Annotated in this window: 15 protein-coding genes; 10 read left to right on the plus strand and 5 right to left on the minus strand. The window is 70.9% G+C overall.

The features are described from left to right. Positions 1-149 precede the first annotated feature (149 nt). The 7 genes from trxA to ACOZ35_RS07690 all read left to right on the plus strand — a co-directional run bounded on the left by trxA (position 150) and on the right by ACOZ35_RS07690 (position 6,232). Positions 150-488: a thioredoxin gene (trxA, locus tag ACOZ35_RS07660; RefSeq protein WP_007996841.1), complete on the plus strand. Its 339-nt coding sequence runs from the start codon at positions 150-152 to the stop codon at positions 486-488. Between the two features lie 40 nt (positions 489-528). Beyond that, positions 529-1,671 (plus strand): aminotransferase class V-fold PLP-dependent enzyme, encoded by a 1,143-nt coding sequence (locus ACOZ35_RS07665; protein ID WP_424015791.1) that lies wholly within the window; start codon positions 529-531, stop codon positions 1,669-1,671. Between the two features lie 90 nt (positions 1,672-1,761). Beyond that, complete coding sequence (locus tag ACOZ35_RS07670; protein WP_424015792.1) at positions 1,762-2,319, plus strand: class I SAM-dependent methyltransferase; 558 nt, start codon at positions 1,762-1,764, stop codon at positions 2,317-2,319. A 133-nt stretch (positions 2,320-2,452) separates the two neighbouring features. Further along, positions 2,453-3,553 (plus strand): DoxX family protein, encoded by a 1,101-nt coding sequence (locus tag ACOZ35_RS07675; protein ID WP_424015793.1) that lies wholly within the window; start codon positions 2,453-2,455, stop codon positions 3,551-3,553. 65 nt (positions 3,554-3,618) lie between these two features. Continuing rightward, complete coding sequence (locus tag ACOZ35_RS07680; RefSeq protein WP_424015794.1) at positions 3,619-4,905, plus strand: glucose-6-phosphate isomerase; 1,287 nt, start codon at positions 3,619-3,621, stop codon at positions 4,903-4,905. Between the two features lie 94 nt (positions 4,906-4,999). Further along, positions 5,000-5,734, plus strand: coding sequence for a lysostaphin resistance A-like protein (locus tag ACOZ35_RS07685; RefSeq protein WP_424015795.1), 735 nt, complete (start codon positions 5,000-5,002; stop codon positions 5,732-5,734). A gap of 279 nt (positions 5,735-6,013) precedes the next feature. Next, positions 6,014-6,232 (plus strand): hypothetical protein, encoded by a 219-nt coding sequence (locus ACOZ35_RS07690; protein ID WP_424015796.1) that lies wholly within the window; start codon positions 6,014-6,016, stop codon positions 6,230-6,232. Between the two features lie 11 nt (positions 6,233-6,243). On the opposite strand, the gene ACOZ35_RS07695 is transcribed toward ACOZ35_RS07690, so the two are convergent. Next, a complete protein-coding gene (locus tag ACOZ35_RS07695; protein ID WP_424015797.1) occupies positions 6,244-7,551 on the minus strand; it encodes a DNA double-strand break repair nuclease NurA in 1,308 nt (435 codons plus the stop codon). A 293-nt stretch (positions 7,552-7,844) separates the two neighbouring features. On the opposite strand from ACOZ35_RS07695, the gene ACOZ35_RS07700 reads away from it, so the two are divergent. Continuing rightward, on the plus strand, positions 7,845-9,752 hold the full coding sequence (locus ACOZ35_RS07700) for a methyl-accepting chemotaxis protein (RefSeq protein WP_424015798.1): 1,908 nt from the start codon (positions 7,845-7,847) through the stop codon (positions 9,750-9,752). 63 nt (positions 9,753-9,815) lie between these two features. On the opposite strand, the gene ACOZ35_RS07705 is transcribed toward ACOZ35_RS07700, so the two are convergent. Genes ACOZ35_RS07705 through ACOZ35_RS07715 form a run of 3 tightly spaced genes read right to left on the minus strand, consistent with a single transcriptional unit; the run spans position 9,816 to position 12,212 of the window. Beyond that, complete coding sequence (locus ACOZ35_RS07705; protein ID WP_424015799.1) at positions 9,816-10,283, minus strand: hypothetical protein; 468 nt, start codon at positions 10,281-10,283, stop codon at positions 9,816-9,818. Between the two features lies 1 nt (position 10,284). Continuing rightward, positions 10,285-10,812, minus strand: coding sequence for a DUF2240 family protein (locus tag ACOZ35_RS07710; RefSeq protein ID WP_424015800.1), 528 nt, complete (start codon positions 10,810-10,812; stop codon positions 10,285-10,287). 59 nt (positions 10,813-10,871) lie between these two features. Continuing rightward, positions 10,872-12,212 (minus strand): MFS transporter, encoded by a 1,341-nt coding sequence (locus tag ACOZ35_RS07715; protein WP_424015801.1) that lies wholly within the window; start codon positions 12,210-12,212, stop codon positions 10,872-10,874. Between the two features lie 152 nt (positions 12,213-12,364). Between ACOZ35_RS07715 and ACOZ35_RS07720 the strand changes: the two genes are divergently transcribed. Continuing rightward, on the plus strand, positions 12,365-13,249 hold the full coding sequence (locus tag ACOZ35_RS07720; protein ID WP_424015802.1) for an aldo/keto reductase: 885 nt from the start codon (positions 12,365-12,367) through the stop codon (positions 13,247-13,249). Positions 13,250-13,258: 9 nt separating this feature from the next. After that, a complete protein-coding gene (locus tag ACOZ35_RS07725; protein ID WP_424015803.1) occupies positions 13,259-14,005 on the plus strand; it encodes a class I SAM-dependent methyltransferase in 747 nt (248 codons plus the stop codon). A gap of 19 nt (positions 14,006-14,024) precedes the next feature. On the opposite strand, the gene ACOZ35_RS07730 is transcribed toward ACOZ35_RS07725, so the two are convergent. Next, on the minus strand, positions 14,025-15,488 hold the full coding sequence (locus ACOZ35_RS07730) for a Na+/H+ antiporter NhaC family protein (RefSeq protein WP_424015804.1): 1,464 nt from the start codon (positions 15,486-15,488) through the stop codon (positions 14,025-14,027). Positions 15,489-15,652 lie beyond the last annotated feature (164 nt).

A 15,652-nucleotide genomic window follows, 5' to 3' on the forward strand; every position in this document is an offset into this window, starting at 1 on the left:
TCGAACGGGCGGACAGACGTTCATACGGGCGGATAGACGTTCATACAGGCGGACGAACAGTCGAACGGACGGACGGCGCACATCCGAACACGATAGTATTGTATACTATACCCAAAACCATTATTACCACGCGGCGCTTACGTCCGGGTATGAGTTCGACAGAAGCCGCACCCGGAGAGCCGATCCAGTTGACTGACGCCGACGCGTTCGACGACCACGTCGCCGACGGCGTCGTCCTCGTCGACTTCTACGCCGACTGGTGCGGCCCGTGTCAGATGATGGAGCCCGCCGTCGAGGCGGTCGCTGAGGACACCGACGCGGCGGTCCTGAAGGTCGACGTCGACGTCCACCAGGCGCTGGCCGGCGAGTACGGCGTTCAGGGCATCCCGACGCTGCTCGTGTTCGCGGACGGCGAACTGGTCAATCGCATGGTCGGCGCCCAGACCGAGGAAGCGCTGGCGGATGCGGTCCGCCAAGCCGACGCCTGATTCGAGCACCACCCGCCGCGGCGCCGCCGAAACCGACACCATGAGAACGATCCAACTCGACGACGACCGTATGACCCCCAGAGAGCTCCGCGCGGACGTCCCCGCCCTCGGCGACGCGGCGTACTTCAACTTCGGCGCGCACGGGCCGAGCCCCGAGTACGTCGTCGAGGCGGCCGGATCGTTCGTCGCGGACCACGAGTACGGCTCCGCAACGACCGACCCGTACGAGCACGCGTTCGACACGTACGACCGGGTGCGCGAGCGGATCGCCGAGTTCGTCGGCGCCGACCCGGCGGAGATCGCGCTCACCGAGAGCACGACCGACGGGATAAACCGCGTCGCCGGCGCGATCGACTGGGAGCCGGGCGACGTCGTCGTCCGGACCGACCTCGAACACCCGGCCGGCGTCCTCCCGTGGCAGCGGCTCGAACGGGAGGGGATCGAGGTGCGCGTCGTAGAGACCGAGGACGGTCGCATCGACCGCGACGAGTACGCGGAGGCGGTCGCGGACGCCCGCCTCGTCTGTTTCAGCGCGATCACGTGGACGCACGGCACGCGCCTCCCGGTCGCCGACCTCGTCGAGGTCGCGAACGACGCGGGCGCGTTCACCCTCGTCGACGCGGTCCAGTCGCCCGGGCAGGTCCCGATGGACCTTCACGAGTGGGGCGCCGACGCGGTCGCGGCCGCCGGCCACAAGTGGACGCTCGGCCCGTGGGGCGCCGGCTTCCTCTACGTCGACCGCGACGCCGCGGCCGACCTCGCGCCGCGCGCGATCGGCTACCGCGGCGTCGAGGACCCGACCGGCGACGAGATCGAGTACAAGCCGGCGGCGGGGCGCTTCGAGGTCGGGACGACCACCGCCGCGGCGCACGTCGGCCTCGTCGAGGCGCTCGACGCGATCGACGCGGTCGGCCTCGACGTAATCGAGTCCCGGATCGAGTCGCTCACCGACCGCCTGAAGGAAGGAGTCCCGGAGGACAGACTCCACAGCCCGCGAGCGTACGAGTCCGGGCTCGTCACGATCGACGTCGACGACCCGGAGGCGACCGTCGAGCGGCTGGCCGACGACGACATCGTCGTCCGGTCGCTGCCGCATCCGAACGGGATCCGCGCGTCGGTCCACGCGGTCTCGACGGAGGCCGAGGTCGACCGGCTCCTCGACGCGCTGGAATCCGAGTGGTGAGCCGCGGGCGGGGTCGATCGATCCCGAGTCGGACGCCACCGCACGCCGCGCGACCGGACGCGTTTTAGCGCTCGACGTACAAGACCGCACATGGGATTCCACACGTTCGACGCCGACCAGGCGGAGCGGTTAGAGCGCCCCGGCCGCTATCGCTGGGTGTCCGCGGAGGAGCTTGTCGGGCCGCTGGTCGAGGCCGACGCCGAGGTCGTCGCCGACCTCGGCAGCGGCACCGGCTTCTACACCGACGACGTGGCGGCGCGCGTCGGGACCGTCTACGGCGTCGACGTCCAGCCCGAGATGCACGACCGGTACCGCGAGAAGGGAACCCCCGAGAACGTCGAGCTCGTCGCGAGCAACGTCGAGGATCTCCCGTTCGCGGACGGCGAGCTCGACGGCGCCGTCTCCACGATGACGTACCACGAGTTCGCGAGCGACGCCGCGATCGCGGAGATCGCGCGCGTGGTGCGGTCGGGGGGCGTGGTCGTGACGTTCGACTGGGCCGGCGACGGCGACGGCGAGCAGGGGCCGCCGGTCGACGAGCGGTTCGCCGCCGCCGACGCGGTCGCGGCGCTGGAGGCCGCGGGCTTCGAGGTCGTCTCCGCCGCCACCCGGACGGAGACGTTCGGCGTCGTCGCTCGGGCGCCGTAGGCGGTCGGCGTTTGGCGTCGGCGCTAGAGCGCCGTCGACGGCTGGCGTTCGAATCCGAGAAACAGGGTGTCAGAGGTGGATTCGAACGTTCGTGAAGAAATACCGTTAGGTGCGTTCGGCCCGTACGCGATGTATGTCCGCTCGTACCCGATCGGTCGCCGTCGCCGCGCTCGCCCTGTTCGCGACGCTCGTCGCGCGACCGGCCGCGGCCCACGTCGACTACGTCACCGAGGACTCGGGCGATCCGCTCGACGCGGTGGCGTTCACCGCGGAGGTGCTGTCGGACCCGTTCAACGCGGCGCTGTTCGCGGGCTCCGGGCTCCTCGCGGCCGCCGGAATCGCCGCGTACCTCTGGGTGCGCCCGACTATCGTCGACGTCGTCGTCCTCCGCGAGAAGCTCGCCGGCTACGGCGACCTCGTCCCGTGGATGCTGCGGCTCGCGGTCGGGCTCCCACTCGTCGGCGCCGGCTTCCAGGGGTACCTGTTCGCGCCGACGCTCTCGTTCGACCCAGGAGCGAGCCCTCTCCTCCGGCTCCTCTTCATCGGGCTCGGCTTCTTCCTCCTCTTCGGGCTCGCGACGCGGATCACCGCCGCGGCCGGCCTGCTGACGTACGCGTGGGTGCTCGTCGCCGTCGACCCCCTCGTGGTCCTCGCGGTGGAGTACGTCCCGGTGTTCCTCGCGCTGGCGGTCCTCGGCGGCGGTCGGCCGAGCGCCGACGACATGCTGTTAGAGGTCGCCAGCACGCCGGGGTCGTACTACGGGCGGATCGACCCCGTCCACCACCTCAAGTCGTTCCTCGACGGGGCGACCGGCCCGCTGCGGCGCTACGTCCCCACGGTGTTGCGGGTCGGCATGGGCGTCTCGTTCGTCTACCTCGGGCTGATCCAGAAGCTCGCCGACCCCGGCAGCGCGCTGCGCGTCGTCGAGAAGTACGACCTCACGTCGGTCGTCCCCGTCGATCCGGGGCTGTGGGTCGTCGGCGCCGGCGTGACCGAGGTCGCCGTGGGCCTCGCGCTCATCGCGGGCTTCTTCACCCGCGGCGCGGCCGCGCTCTCGTTCGTCCTGTTCACGACGACGCTGTTCGGGCTTCCCGACGACCCGGTCCTCGCTCACGTGGCGCTGTTCGGCCTCGCGTCGGCCGTCTTCGCGCTCGGCGCCGGCCCGCTCTCCGTCGACCGGCTGATCGGTCGCCCCGCGCTCGACGACGAGGAGCCGGTCGCGGCGGCCGACTGACGCCCCTCGATTCGGTCTTCGGTCGGTCGGCGGTTTTTAAGTCGCTCTCGCGCGGTGAGAGAGGTATGCGCGTGGACCTCGGCAACGCCCTGGAGACGACCCCCGGGCTCACGACGGAGACGCTTGACAGACTCGACGACCGCGTCGCGGCCGCACACGACCGGATCGCGGGCGGGATGGCCGACGACGAGTTCGGCTACGCCGCCCTGACCCTCCCCGAGACCGCGGACCCGGACGAAATCCGCGCCGCGGTCGACGGCTTCGACCGTCCCGAGGCGGTGCTGACGGTCGGCATCGGCGGGAGCGCGCTCGGCGCGGCGACGCTGTCGAACGCCCTCGAAAGCGACGTGGACGCCTACGTCCTCGACAACGTCGACCCCGACGACACGCGAGCCCTGCTCGCCGACCTCCCGCTCGACGACACCGTGGTCAACGTCGTCTCGAAGTCGGGGACGACGGCGGAGACGCTGGCGAACTTTCTCGTCGTCCGCGAGGCGATGGCCGACGCGGGCGTCGACTGGACCGAGCGCACGCTCGTCACGACGGGCGAGGAAGGGAACCTCCGTCAGCTGGCCAACCGCCACGATCTGCCCTCGCTGCCGGTCCCCGACGGGGTCCCCGGTCGGTTCTCGGCGCTGTCGACCGTCGGCCTCGCGGTCGCCGCGCTCCAAGGCCACGACGTCGAGGCCGTACTCGCGGGCGGCCGCGACGGGATGGATTCGCTCTCGGGGTCGCTGTACGAGTCGCCCGCGTACGCCTACGGCGCGGCAACGTACGCGCTCGCGGAGCGCGGCGCGCTCACCAACGCCGTGATGCCGTACGCCGAGTCGCTGGAGACGTTCGCGGAGTGGTTCGCGCAGCTGTGGGCCGAGAGTCTCGGGAAGGACGGGCTCGGGCAGACCCCCGCACGCGCGCTCGGCGCGACCGACCAGCACTCCCAGCTCCAGTTATACCGCGCCGGGCCGCCGGACAAGCTGGTGACGCTCGTGCGCCCGACCGAGCGCGCCGACGTGCCGATCCCCGAGACCGATCTGGACGGCCTCGCGTACCTCGGCGGCTCGTCGCTCGGCGGCCTGCTCGACGCCGAGTTCGAGGCGACCGAGGCGAGCCTCGCGGCCGCCGGCGTCCCCAACGTGCGCGTCGAGATCGACCGCGTCGACGAGCGGGCGCTCGGCGAGCTGCTCTACGGCATGGAGGCCGCCTGCGTGCTGTACGGCGAGCTCGCGAGCGTCTCGACGTTCACGCAGCCCGCCGTCGAGTGGGGGAAGAAGGCGGCCCGCGGACTGCTCGGCGGCGGCGACTTCGCGGAGGCCGAGGCGGTCGAGGAGAAGCGCGAGCTGCGGGTCGACTGAAGTCGCGGCCACCGCCGTCGGGGGACCGGTGACGCCCCGACGGCGCCGATCCCCTTCCGGTGCGCCTAAAGCCTCCCGAGCCGTGGTCCCGGCAATGAGCGACGACCTCTCGGCCTCGGCGGTCGGCGAGCGGCTGTTCAGCGTCGCGAGCGCGCTGTTCGCGATCGTGTTCGCGTTCCTCGTCGCGAACGCGATCACCGTGCCAGCAGCGACGCTCGCCGCCTCCGCCGGGCTGGTTTCGGAGGGGTCGACCGGCTACCAGCTGCTTCAGACGCTGCTCCAGTTCGTGGCGCTGGCGCTCGGGGCCGTCGGCTACCTCGCGGTCACCGACGAGTGGGAGATAGCACGTTTCTCACGACCGGATGCCCGCGAGGTCGCGATCATCGTGGGCGGCGGGATCGTCCTCTTCGCGTTCCAGTACGGCGCCCTGTTCGCGCTCGATCAGGTCGGGCTCTCGACCGGGCAGAACCAGGCGGTCGTCCCCGCGGGCGACCCCGTGGTCTACTACCTCGCGATGATCGCGGTGTCGCTCGCGGTGGTCGGTCCGGTGGAGGAGCTACTGTTCCGCGGCGTCGTTCAGGGCGGCGTCCGGCGCGCGTTCGACGCCGTCCCCGCGATCCTCATCGCGGCTGTCGCGTTCGGGCTGATCCACCTCCCGTCGATCTCCGGGACGATGGTCGAACAGTGGGCGTACGTCGGCGTTGTTGTCGTCCTCGGCTCGGTCCTCGGCGCGCTCTACGAGTGGACGGACAACGTGGTGGTGCCGGGGCTGGTCCACGGCATTTACAACGCGATCACGTACGCGGTGCTGCTGGTACAGGCGCTCTGAGAGCGGATTCGACTGTTCTGGAACGTGATCACTCCAATGAAGCCTCTGCGGTGGCGCGTGCCGACGAGCGCCCGGAGGGCGCGAGTCGCACGCGCGAGGGAGTCAGTCGGCGGAGCGAAGCGACGGCGACTGACAGGGCGAGAGCGAAGCTCTCGCTTGCAGCCGGACGTAGTCCGGCGACGAGGCTGGGGAGGTGTGAGGCGCGGTGCGGAGCAGTGCGGGGTGGGACTCAAAGGGGCAGTCGCGAGGCCGCCGCAGACGACGCAAGCACCGCAGTGAGTGAGCGAAGCGAACGAACGAGGAGCGCAGCGAGTGTGCGGCGGCCTCGCGACTGGGGCTTTGACGGCGTTTGTCGTCGACCCGCAGTCGACCATTTATAAACGAGCGGTTGGGGTTTTGACGGTGTTCTCCGTCTATCCGGAGTCAACTTTCTTTAAGCGAGCGGCTGGGGCTTTGGAGGTGTTCGTCATCGATCCGCAGTCGATTATTTATAAGTGATCGACGGCAGCTTAGTACGTCTCTTTCCCCCACCGCAGGTCGTCGTAGGTGGCCTGCTGGTCGCTGCCGAGGCGTTCCTCGAACTTCCGGCGGAGCGCGGCCTTCTCCGTCGCCGAGATCCGCGCCAGCTCGTCCGCCTTCGAGACCGGCTCTGGCGGGCCGCGCGTCGCGGCCACTTCGGCGACGACCTGCCGGGTGAGCCGCTTGCGAGTTTCCTCCTCCCGGGTGAACGCGTACGGCGCCTCCAGCTTGTACGTCACGTCGGTCCGGGGGTCGTAGACGACCATGAACGTAGGCTCGTACAGCTCCGGGTCGAGCTCGCGCTCGACACCGAGCGCGTCGCCGTCGGCGGCCATCGGCGCGTCCGCGCCACCGCGGCTGCGGAACCAGGTGGTGAACGTGAGGTCGTCGTCGAGGCGGGCGCCGCGGGCGGCAGCGTCGCTCTCGCTCCCGCTCCCGGCGAACCCCCCGCCACCTCCGGCCGCCTCGTCCGGCTCGCGCCGCTCCAGCAGTCGGGTAAAAAGCGCCGTGTCGTCGGGCCACGGCGACTCGACGCCGGCGCGCGAGAGCGCCCGGACCGCGGTGCCGCTCGCGGGGTTCTTGACGAAGCCGGCCAGCGGCACGTCGCGCTCGACGAACCGCTCGACGAGGCGCACGTACTTCTCGATCACCGCGCGGGGCTTCGCCTCGCGGGCGAGCGCGCCGAGCTCGGGGTCGCGGTCGGCCCACGTAAAGAGCTCCTTCGGGTAGATGGGGCCGTCGAGGACGAGCAGGTCGTCGACCTCGTCGGCGCGGTCGAGCGCGTGGGTTCCCTCCGCGAGGTACAAGGCGAGGGCGTGGACGACCCGCTCCGCGTAGCGGTTCACCCGCGGCACGTGGAGGACGCGCTGTTTGGTGTGTCCCTCGTCGCGGCGGGTCCACTCGCTGTCGAAGCCGGCGGTCGAGTCGCCAGCGTGGACGGTGGCGACGATGGTGCGGTCACGGTGGAGGTCGAGATCCGTCGGCGAGCTCGCCATCGCCGCGTGCGCGACATCGACGACGAGCCCATTTTTAAACGTCGTGGGGTTGATCGTCCCCGAATCGAGGCCGTGGACCGTCTCGAACGGGCGCTCGGCGAGCGCCACGTCGTCGATGGCGGCCCGGCGGCGCTCGTGGTCGCCGAGCGCCTCGATCACGACCCGGCCGTCGCGGCGGAGCTCGGGGAGCCACTCGCGCCACACGTGCTCGGCGAGGTCGTCGTGGTCCGTCGCGTCCACGTCGCCGCCGATGCCGTACGCGAGCTGGGCGATATTCTCGACGTGGATCGGATCGAGCGTCACGACCGTACGGCGGACCGGACGCATATAAAAGGCGTCGGCCGCGCGGTCGACGAGTGCCGCCGCGCCCCGGCGGCGACCCGACCCCCCCGAGCGGAATCGAAGCTCGACGGATCGGATCCGCCATCGGCCGAACCAGTTCGGCTCGCGCTAATATACCGGTAAAATCGTCGGGGGACCTGACCCGTGAGATCGGATCCCACAGTTTTCTTAGCGCTGCTACGCGCGCTAAACGACGGTATCAGCGATAATAGTTGGAGGCGATATGTTTTTAAAACATACGACAACGAACGAGTATGGCAGAGACTGCGACCGGGGTAGATTCGGGCGGGTCGGGCGGGCTGACGGGGGGCCTACGAGAGGTGATCCGGTACATCCCTGACGGCACCTCAATGCCGGAAGAGATGTGGGCGCCGCGCCACCGGAACATCCTGATCGCCACCGTGATCCAGCTTCCGCTGTTGATCGGGCTCGGGCTCTACAGCGGAACGGAGTCGATCACCGGCGCAGAGGTTCCGGCGACGCCGCTGTGGATGGTTGGCGGGTTCGTCGCCGTCATCCTCGCGACGGCCGCACTGGCGAGCTGGTCGGGGCTCGGGCGTCGCCAGCGGACGGTGCTCACGGCGTTCAGCCTCATGACCGTCTCGATGGCGATGGTGAAGCTGTCGGGCGGGTACATCGAGGCGCACTTCAGCTTCTTCGTGTTCATCGGGGTGCTCGCGCTGTACGAGGACTGGCTCCCGTTCGCCGTCGGCGTCGCGTACGTGGCGGTCGGCCACGGCGCGTTCAGCCTCATCGACTCGAGTCTCGTCTACAACCACACCGCGGCGATCGAGAACCCGATCATCTGGGGCGGCATTCACGCGATCTTCGTCCTCGCGCTGGCAGGCGCGCTGATGGTCAACTGGTACTCGATCGAGAAGTCGCGCGAGGCGGCGCGCGAGCAGCTCGAACTGGCGGAGCAGAAGCAGTCGGAGATTCAGGACGTCGAGGCCGCGAAGGCGGAGGTCGAACAGCGCCGCGAGGAGGTCGAGCGGCTGAACAGCCACCTCGAGACGAAGGCGGACGACTACAGCGCCGCGATGGACCGGGCGGCCGCCGGCGACTTGACCGTCCGGCTCGACGCGGAAAGCGAGAGCGAGGCGATGGCCCAGATCGGCGAGGCGTTCAACGGCATGATGGACGACATCGACGAAGCGATGGGCGAGGTCCGGTCGTTCGCTCAGGAGGTGTCGACCGCGAGCGCGAACACGGTCGACGGCGTCGAGACCGCGGCCGACCGGAGCGAGGCCGTCAGCCAGTCGGTCACTGAGATCGCCGAGGGGGCAGACGAGCAGCGCGAGATGCTCCGGCAGGTGTCCGACGAGATGAACGACCTCTCGGCGACGATCGAGGAGGTCGCCTCCTCGACGCAGACCGTCGTCGAGGTCGCCGAGCAGACCGCCGACATCGCGGACGACGGCGAGGAGACCGCCGAGGCCGCGATCGAGCGCGTCGAGGAGTCCCGCGAGGCGCTCGACTCCGCGGCGGGGACCGTCCAAGAGCTCGACGAGCGGATGGAGGACATCGGCGAGATCGTCGACCTGATCGGCGACATCGCCGAGCAGACGAACCTGCTCGCCCTCAACGCCAACATCGAGGCGGCCCGCGCGGGCGGGAGCGGCGGCGGGAGCGACGGGTTCGCGGTCGTCGCCGACGAGGTGAAACAGCTCGCCGAGGAGACCCAGGACGCGGCCACGGAGATCGAGGAGCTGATCGGCGCCACGCAGTCGCAGACGGAGGGGACCGTCGAGGCGGTCCGGAGCGCCGAGGAGAACATCGCCGTCGGCGCCGACGCCGTCGAGGACGCCGCGGACGCGTTCGCGCGGGTGTCTGACAACGCCGGGGAGGCCGGCGAGGGGATCCGCGAGATCAGCCGCGCCACCGACGACCAGGCCGCCAGCACGGAGGAGACCGTCTCGATGGCCGAGGAGGTCGCGGACATCAGTCAGTCGACCGCCGACGAGGCGGACGCGGTCGCCGAGGCCGCAGACGAGCAGCTGACCGCGATGAACGAGGCGACGACGGAGGCCGGCTCGCTCGCGGAGCAGGCGGAGCGGCTCGGCGCGCTCGTCCGCGACTTCGACGTCTCCCGCGACGACGTCGACCCGGCAGCCGGTGCCGGCCCGAACGTCGCCGTCGGCGACGGCGGACAGCCGGAGTAAGCGCAGTCTGCGACCGCGCGAGAGGACGCTTTTCTTTTTTGCCGGTTCGGTGATGGCCGTCGGCTACTCGTCACCCGACGCGTTTCCGATCGCTTCGAGGACCGCGAGCGCCCGCTTCACCTGCGCCCCGTCCTCAACGAACACCAGCGTGCGCGGCGGGTGAACCGCCTTCGGACGCACGCGGAGGTCGGCCTCCCTCGCCGCGTCCGCGGCCGCGTCCGGAGCGACGAGCGCCTCGATCAGCGCGCGGTCCGGCTGGACGGACACCTCGGCAAGCGCTTCGGTCGCGCCCTCGTCCGTTTCGCCCTCGTCCGTTTCGCCCTCGTCCGTTTCGCCCTCGTCCGTTTCGCCCTCGTCCGTTTCAGACCGCTCGCGGGCGATCCGGTACGCCAGCGCCCCGTCGGCCGTCGGCTCCACGTCGCGGTCGGCGTCGACGACCGTCAGCCCGCGGAGGTCGCTCTCGTTGCCGGTCACCTCGGAGGCGAGCAGCTCGGCGATCCTGACGCCGTCGCCGAGGCGGTCCGTGACCATCTCAGGCCGCCTCCGAGCCGTCGGCGTCGTTCGGTTCGGCCGTGTCGGTCCCGCCGGTCGCGTCGGTCCCGTCGTCGCCCGCCTCGGCGGCGAGCTCCTCGCGCACGTCGGCCGCGAGACGGTCGACCGCGGCGCCCTGCTCGCGGGCGTAGAGGACCGCGGCGGCCTCGATTGTAATCGACAGGGCGCGCTGGCGCTCGTTGATCGCGGCGACCGCGCGCTGCTTCTCGACGCCCGCGGCGACGATGGCGTCGAGCGCGCTCTCGAAGGTGGACTGCTCGCGGAGGACCGACTCGTCGGGGGCGAACCCCTCCGGGACGGTCACCTCGGCCGGGTCGAACTGCGGGACCAGGTCGCCGTCCTCAGACGCCAGCAGCCCGCGACCGACGGCGACGTCGACGAGGCGCTTCGCCTGGTCGGGGGAGAACCACTCCCGCTCCAGCGACAGCGCGACGACGAACTCCCCCTCGCCGAGCCGGTCTTGGGCCCGGGTCTTGAACGGGGCGGCGACGGCGACCTCCAGGCTCATATGAGACGGACGGCGCGGCGGGCGCGTAAACGTGTCGAACGCGAGAACCCGTCATCGGGTCACGCCCGAGAGGTCGGGTCGCCCCCGGACGCCTGCGGGGCGTCGCCGTCGATCCGACGACCGACCGCGAACGCGACCGCCGCGCCCGCGAGGACCAGCCCGCCGGCGACGGCGAAGGCGAGCCCGTAGCCGATCGCCGCGAGCCAGCCGCCGAGGACGCTGCCGATTCCGCCCGCCAGCGCCCCGAGCGCCGCGTACGCCCCGAGCGCCTCGCCCCGGATCGCCGGCGGCGCGAGGCGCGTGACGAGCACGCCGGCGGTGACCGCGATCACTGCCCACGTGAGCCCGACCGCCGCGAACGCGACGCCGACCGCGACGAACCCGAGCGCGCTCGCGCCCAGCGCCGCGCCGACGAGTGCGACCAGTGGGAGCATGACCGCGCGGGCGACCAGCCCGCCGACCTGGAGCCGCACGACGTTTCGGTCGGCCGCGAGGCGGCCGGCGGTCCCGAACGCGACCGCGGCCGCGACGCTGTTCACCAAGTACAGCGCGAACGTGCCGCCGGAACCGAACCCGATCTCGGTGAGGAACGCCGGCAGCGGCGCGAAAAAGGCCGAGAAGCCGGAGAGGAACAGGAGCGCGGCGAGGAAGTACGCCGCGAGCGCGGGCGTGAAGCGCGCGGCGAGGCGACGCGGGTCCAGCCCGCGGAAGTCAGTCCGAGTGAGCGCTCCGGGGAGCGTCGCGCCGCGGACGGCGAACCGGTCGGCGCGGCGGATGGCGCGACGCACGCGGTTTCCGGAGGGCAACGCAGCCGGGTGGTCGGCGTCGGCACCCGGGGGGTCGGCCGGGAGCGTCCGGGCGGCGGCGACACAGGAGAGGCCGGCGGCGACCGCGAGCGGCGCGAACAGCGTTCGGGTGGCGGCCGCTGGCGACGCGACGGCGGCCCCGCCGACGGTCCACGCGGTCCCGAGGAGCAGCCCCAGCGCCCAGCCGATCCCCTGGTATCGGTTGAGGTCGGCGATCCGCTCGCTCCAGGCGGCCTCCGGCGCGTCGGCGACCGCGAGCAGCGTCAGGACGGGCGTCGCGGCCGCGAAGGCGAACCAGACGACGGCGTTGGCCGCGATCACCGCGGCGATCCGGTCGGTGAACGGGACGACCGCGACCGCGAGGGTCGCGCCGACGAGCGCGACGAGGACGAGGCGCCGACGCCGGCCCGTGCGATCGGCGACGCGACCGAACCAGAGGGCGCCGGGGACGCCGACGATCGCGGCGACGGCCGCCAAGAGGCCGAGGACGAACGGCCCGCCGCCGAGGTCGACGACGTACAGCGGGACGACCAGCGACGCGCCGCCGAAGGCGACCGAGGCGAGTCCCCACGCGTACAGCCACCGCTCGAACATGGGACGAACCCGTCACCGAGCGGTCATAACCGCACCGGTCGAGGGCGCTCGCGGGCGGAGTCGGTTCCGGGGCCGCCCACCGATTTCCGTCGCCGCGTCCCGCGTCGTCAAGGCCGCCAATCGTTATGTTTCCCCGGCGTGACGTGGCACGCATGGAGACCCGCCCGCTCGGCGACACCGGCCACGACAGCACCGTCATGACGTTCGGGGCGATCGCGCTCAACTGGCTCGAACAGGAAGGCGCGAACCAGCTGGTCGAACACGTCCTCGACTACGGGGTCAACCACTTCGACGTGGCCCCGACGTACGGCGACGCGGAGTTGAAGCTCGGCCCGAAGCTCCGCCAACACCGCGAGGAGATATTCCTCGGCTGTAAGACCCAAGAGCGGACCTACGAGGGCGCGTGGCGCAAGCTCGACCGGTCGCTGAACCGCCTCGGTGTCGAGAAAATCGATCTGTATCAGGTCCACGGGCTCGAGTACGACGAGGAGCTGGACGAGATCACGGGCGACGACGGGGCGCTCACGGCGTTCCGCGAGGCCAAAGAGCAGGGGCTGATCGACCACATCGGCCTGACGAGCCACGGCGACCCGGGACTCATCCTCGACGCGCTCGACCGCATCGACGACCTCGAGTCGGTGATGTTTCCCCTGAATCCCGTCGTCGCGGGGAAGGACGACGACGAGTACGACTACGAGGCGGTCCTCGCCCGCGCCGACGAGAAGAACGTCGGCACGCTGGGGATCAAGGCGTTCGCCGGCGGCTCGTGGCCGCCGACCGACGAGCTTCCCGAGGCGGACCGACCGTTCGCGAACTGGTACCGGCCGGTCACCGCGCCGGACGAGATCCGCGATCGGTTCGACTTCGCCGCCGCACAGGGGCTCACCAGCGTCGTCAGCGCCGGCGATCCGAAGCTCGTCACCATGATCCTCGAGGCCGCGACCGACTACGACGGGATGGACGAGGCCGCCCAGCGGTCGCTGATCGAACGGGTGCGCCACGACGACAGCCCGGTTCCCGAACAGCTTCACCACTGAGCGAGACGAATGGACGTGCCAGACACGGTCGCGACCGCGCTCGGCGATCGACCGGTGGCCGGGAGACGCTGTCTGGAGGCCGGTGCGGGCGTCGGGAACGCGACCGCCGGACTGCTCGCGAACGGCGCCGCTCGGGTGTACGCCGTGACGAACGACCGGGACCACGCGCGGACGACGCGCCGACGCGTCGCCGATAGCGGCGGCGACGGTAGCGACCGCGGCAACGACGCCGACCGACTGGCGGTGCTGGAGGCGGACCTCCGGTCGGTCCCGCTACCCGACGGTTCCATCGACCTGATCACCGCGCACGGTCTGTGTAACGTCCTCGATCCCGCGGCGCTGTCGACGGTGGCTGAGGAGCTCTCTCGGGTCGCAGCCCCGGGTGCGCACCTCGTCGTCGACGACTACGACCCGTTGCCAGACGGCGCCGCGATCGGCGAGCTGTTCGCCGTCGAAAACGCCGCGTCGGAACTGGCCCGCTGCCGCCCGGCGCTCAGCTTCTACCCGGCGGCGTTCCTGCGACGGTTCTTCGCGGGCCACGGCTGGGAGTTCGAGCGGGAGCGGACGCTCCTGGAGCCGGTCCCCTGGACCGAGAGTCACGTCTCGGCACACGCCGACGAGGCGGCCTCCATGGCCGCGGAATGTCCCGGTGAAGCGGGCGATACGCTGTCGGAGACTGCTCGTCGACTCACGACCGAGATCGGGTCGGAATCAGTCGGACGGATGTACAGTCTCGCGTTACAGCGTCCGGGCTGAGGACCTCGGAAGTAGCGGCTCAGTCGTCGTCGGTCGCCGCGGCCGGCTCGTCGGCGGCGGGCGCCCCGGCCGAGACCGGATTCACGTCGATGGTGTACCCGGTCGCGGCCATGACGAATAACACGAGCGGCGAGAGGAACGCGAACAGGTAGTAGGGCGCGTACTCCAGCGTCGGCACGCCGGTGGCGCTCGCCATGAAGACGGCGCCTGCGTGCCACGGGAACAGCGCGCCGGTCGGGGTCCCGGCGGCCTCGACCGCGCGGGAGAGCTGGTCGCTGTCGAGGCCGAACTCGTCGTATGTGTTCCGGAGCGTGACGCCCGGGAGGACGATGCTCATGTACTGCTGGGAGGTGAGCGCGTTGATGACGATCGCGGAGACGCCCGTCCCCGCGACGAGCGCACCCGGACTCCGCACGGCCGACGTGAACGCGTGGGCGATCACTGCGAGGACGCCCGTGCGCTCCAAGATTCCGCCGAGCGAGAGCGCGGCGACGACGACCGTGATCGTCCACGCGGAGCCGGTGAGGCCGCCGGTGGCGAGGAGGTCGTTCACGGTCTCAGAGGCCGACTCCGGCGCGGTCCCGTACATGAATATCTCCCACGCGGCGACGAAGCCGGTCCCCTGAAGCAGGATCGTCGTGAACGCGCCGGCGAACACGCCGGCGACGAGCGTCGGGAGCGCGGCGTAGCCCCGCAGCGCGAGCCCGAAGGTGACGACGAGCGGGACGAAGGCGACGACCGTGATCGCGTACGTCTCCGTGAGCCCGCCCTGGATCTCGGCGATGCGGCCCGCCGGAATGGTCCCGCTCGTGCGGAGGCCGAGCGCGGCGAAGCCGAGGACCGCGAGCCCGAAGGCGATCGCGGTGCCGGTCCGCATGCGGCGGATGTGGCCGTACAGGTCGGTGTTGGTGACCCCGGCCGCGAGGTTCGTGGTGTCGGAGAGCGGCGACTGCTTGTCGCCGGCGTACGCGCCCGAGAGGACCGCCCCGACCGTCATCGGAGCGGGGACGCCGAGTCCGGCGCCGATGCCGACGAAGGCGACGCCGAGCGTTCCCACCGTAGTCCACGAGGAGCCGATCGCGAACGCGACGACCGCGGCGAGGACCGCGGCCGCCGGGAGGAACGTCGTCGGCGACAGCACCTCCAGCCCGTAGTACATCAGGCTCGGGATGGTGCCGGCGCTGACCCACGTGGCGATCAGCCCGTAGATGGTGAAGATGATGAGGATCGCCTGGAGCCCCATCACGAGGCCGTTGGCGATCCCGTCGTACAGATCCTCCCAGTCGTAGCCGAGCCACAGCCCGAAGGCGCCGACGAAGGCGATACTCCAGAGGAGCGGCGGATGCGGGTCTAACCCGAGGACGGCCGAGCCGATACCGAGGAACGCGACGATGGCGAGGACTGGGACCAGCGCCGCCGCCAGGCTCGGGCGGCGGTCCGGGTCGAGGTCCTCGTACGCCGTCGGCGTGAACGAGCGTGCCATGCGCCGTCGTATTCCTTTGAAGCATAAGAACGTCTCGAAATATGCGTGATAAAGATAACAATCGTTCATCTCGTTCGCTGCGGGTCCTCGGGCCCGCGGCGTCCGACGGGACGGCGGCGCGGCGTCCGCTCTCGTCAGCCTCCGCATCCGACCGTGTGCCGCCG

It is taken from the genome of Halorubrum xinjiangense (genome assembly GCF_049604745.1).
Lineage (GTDB): Archaea > Halobacteriota > Halobacteria > Halobacteriales > Haloferacaceae > Halorubrum > Halorubrum xinjiangense_A.

Coding starts and splice junctions, on each gene's coding strand:
- trxA (WP_007996841.1), top strand. CDS start 150: ATGAGTTCGACAGAAGCCGCACCCGGAGAGCCGATCCAGTTGACTGAC.
- ACOZ35_RS07665 (WP_424015791.1), top strand. CDS start 529: ATGAGAACGATCCAACTCGACGACGACCGTATGACCCCCAGAGAGCTC.
- ACOZ35_RS07670 (WP_424015792.1), top strand. CDS start 1,762: ATGGGATTCCACACGTTCGACGCCGACCAGGCGGAGCGGTTAGAGCGC.
- ACOZ35_RS07675 (WP_424015793.1), top strand. CDS start 2,453: ATGTCCGCTCGTACCCGATCGGTCGCCGTCGCCGCGCTCGCCCTGTTC.
- ACOZ35_RS07680 (WP_424015794.1), top strand. CDS start 3,619: ATGCGCGTGGACCTCGGCAACGCCCTGGAGACGACCCCCGGGCTCACG.
- ACOZ35_RS07685 (WP_424015795.1), top strand. CDS start 5,000: ATGAGCGACGACCTCTCGGCCTCGGCGGTCGGCGAGCGGCTGTTCAGC.
- ACOZ35_RS07700 (WP_424015798.1), top strand. CDS start 7,845: ATGGCAGAGACTGCGACCGGGGTAGATTCGGGCGGGTCGGGCGGGCTG.
- ACOZ35_RS07705 (WP_424015799.1), bottom strand. CDS start 10,283: ATGGTCACGGACCGCCTCGGCGACGGCGTCAGGATCGCCGAGCTGCTC.
- ACOZ35_RS07710 (WP_424015800.1), bottom strand. CDS start 10,812: ATGAGCCTGGAGGTCGCCGTCGCCGCCCCGTTCAAGACCCGGGCCCAA.
- ACOZ35_RS07715 (WP_424015801.1), bottom strand. CDS start 12,212: ATGTTCGAGCGGTGGCTGTACGCGTGGGGACTCGCCTCGGTCGCCTTC.
- ACOZ35_RS07720 (WP_424015802.1), top strand. CDS start 12,365: ATGGAGACCCGCCCGCTCGGCGACACCGGCCACGACAGCACCGTCATG.
- ACOZ35_RS07725 (WP_424015803.1), top strand. CDS start 13,259: ATGGACGTGCCAGACACGGTCGCGACCGCGCTCGGCGATCGACCGGTG.
- ACOZ35_RS07730 (WP_424015804.1), bottom strand. CDS start 15,488: ATGGCACGCTCGTTCACGCCGACGGCGTACGAGGACCTCGACCCGGAC.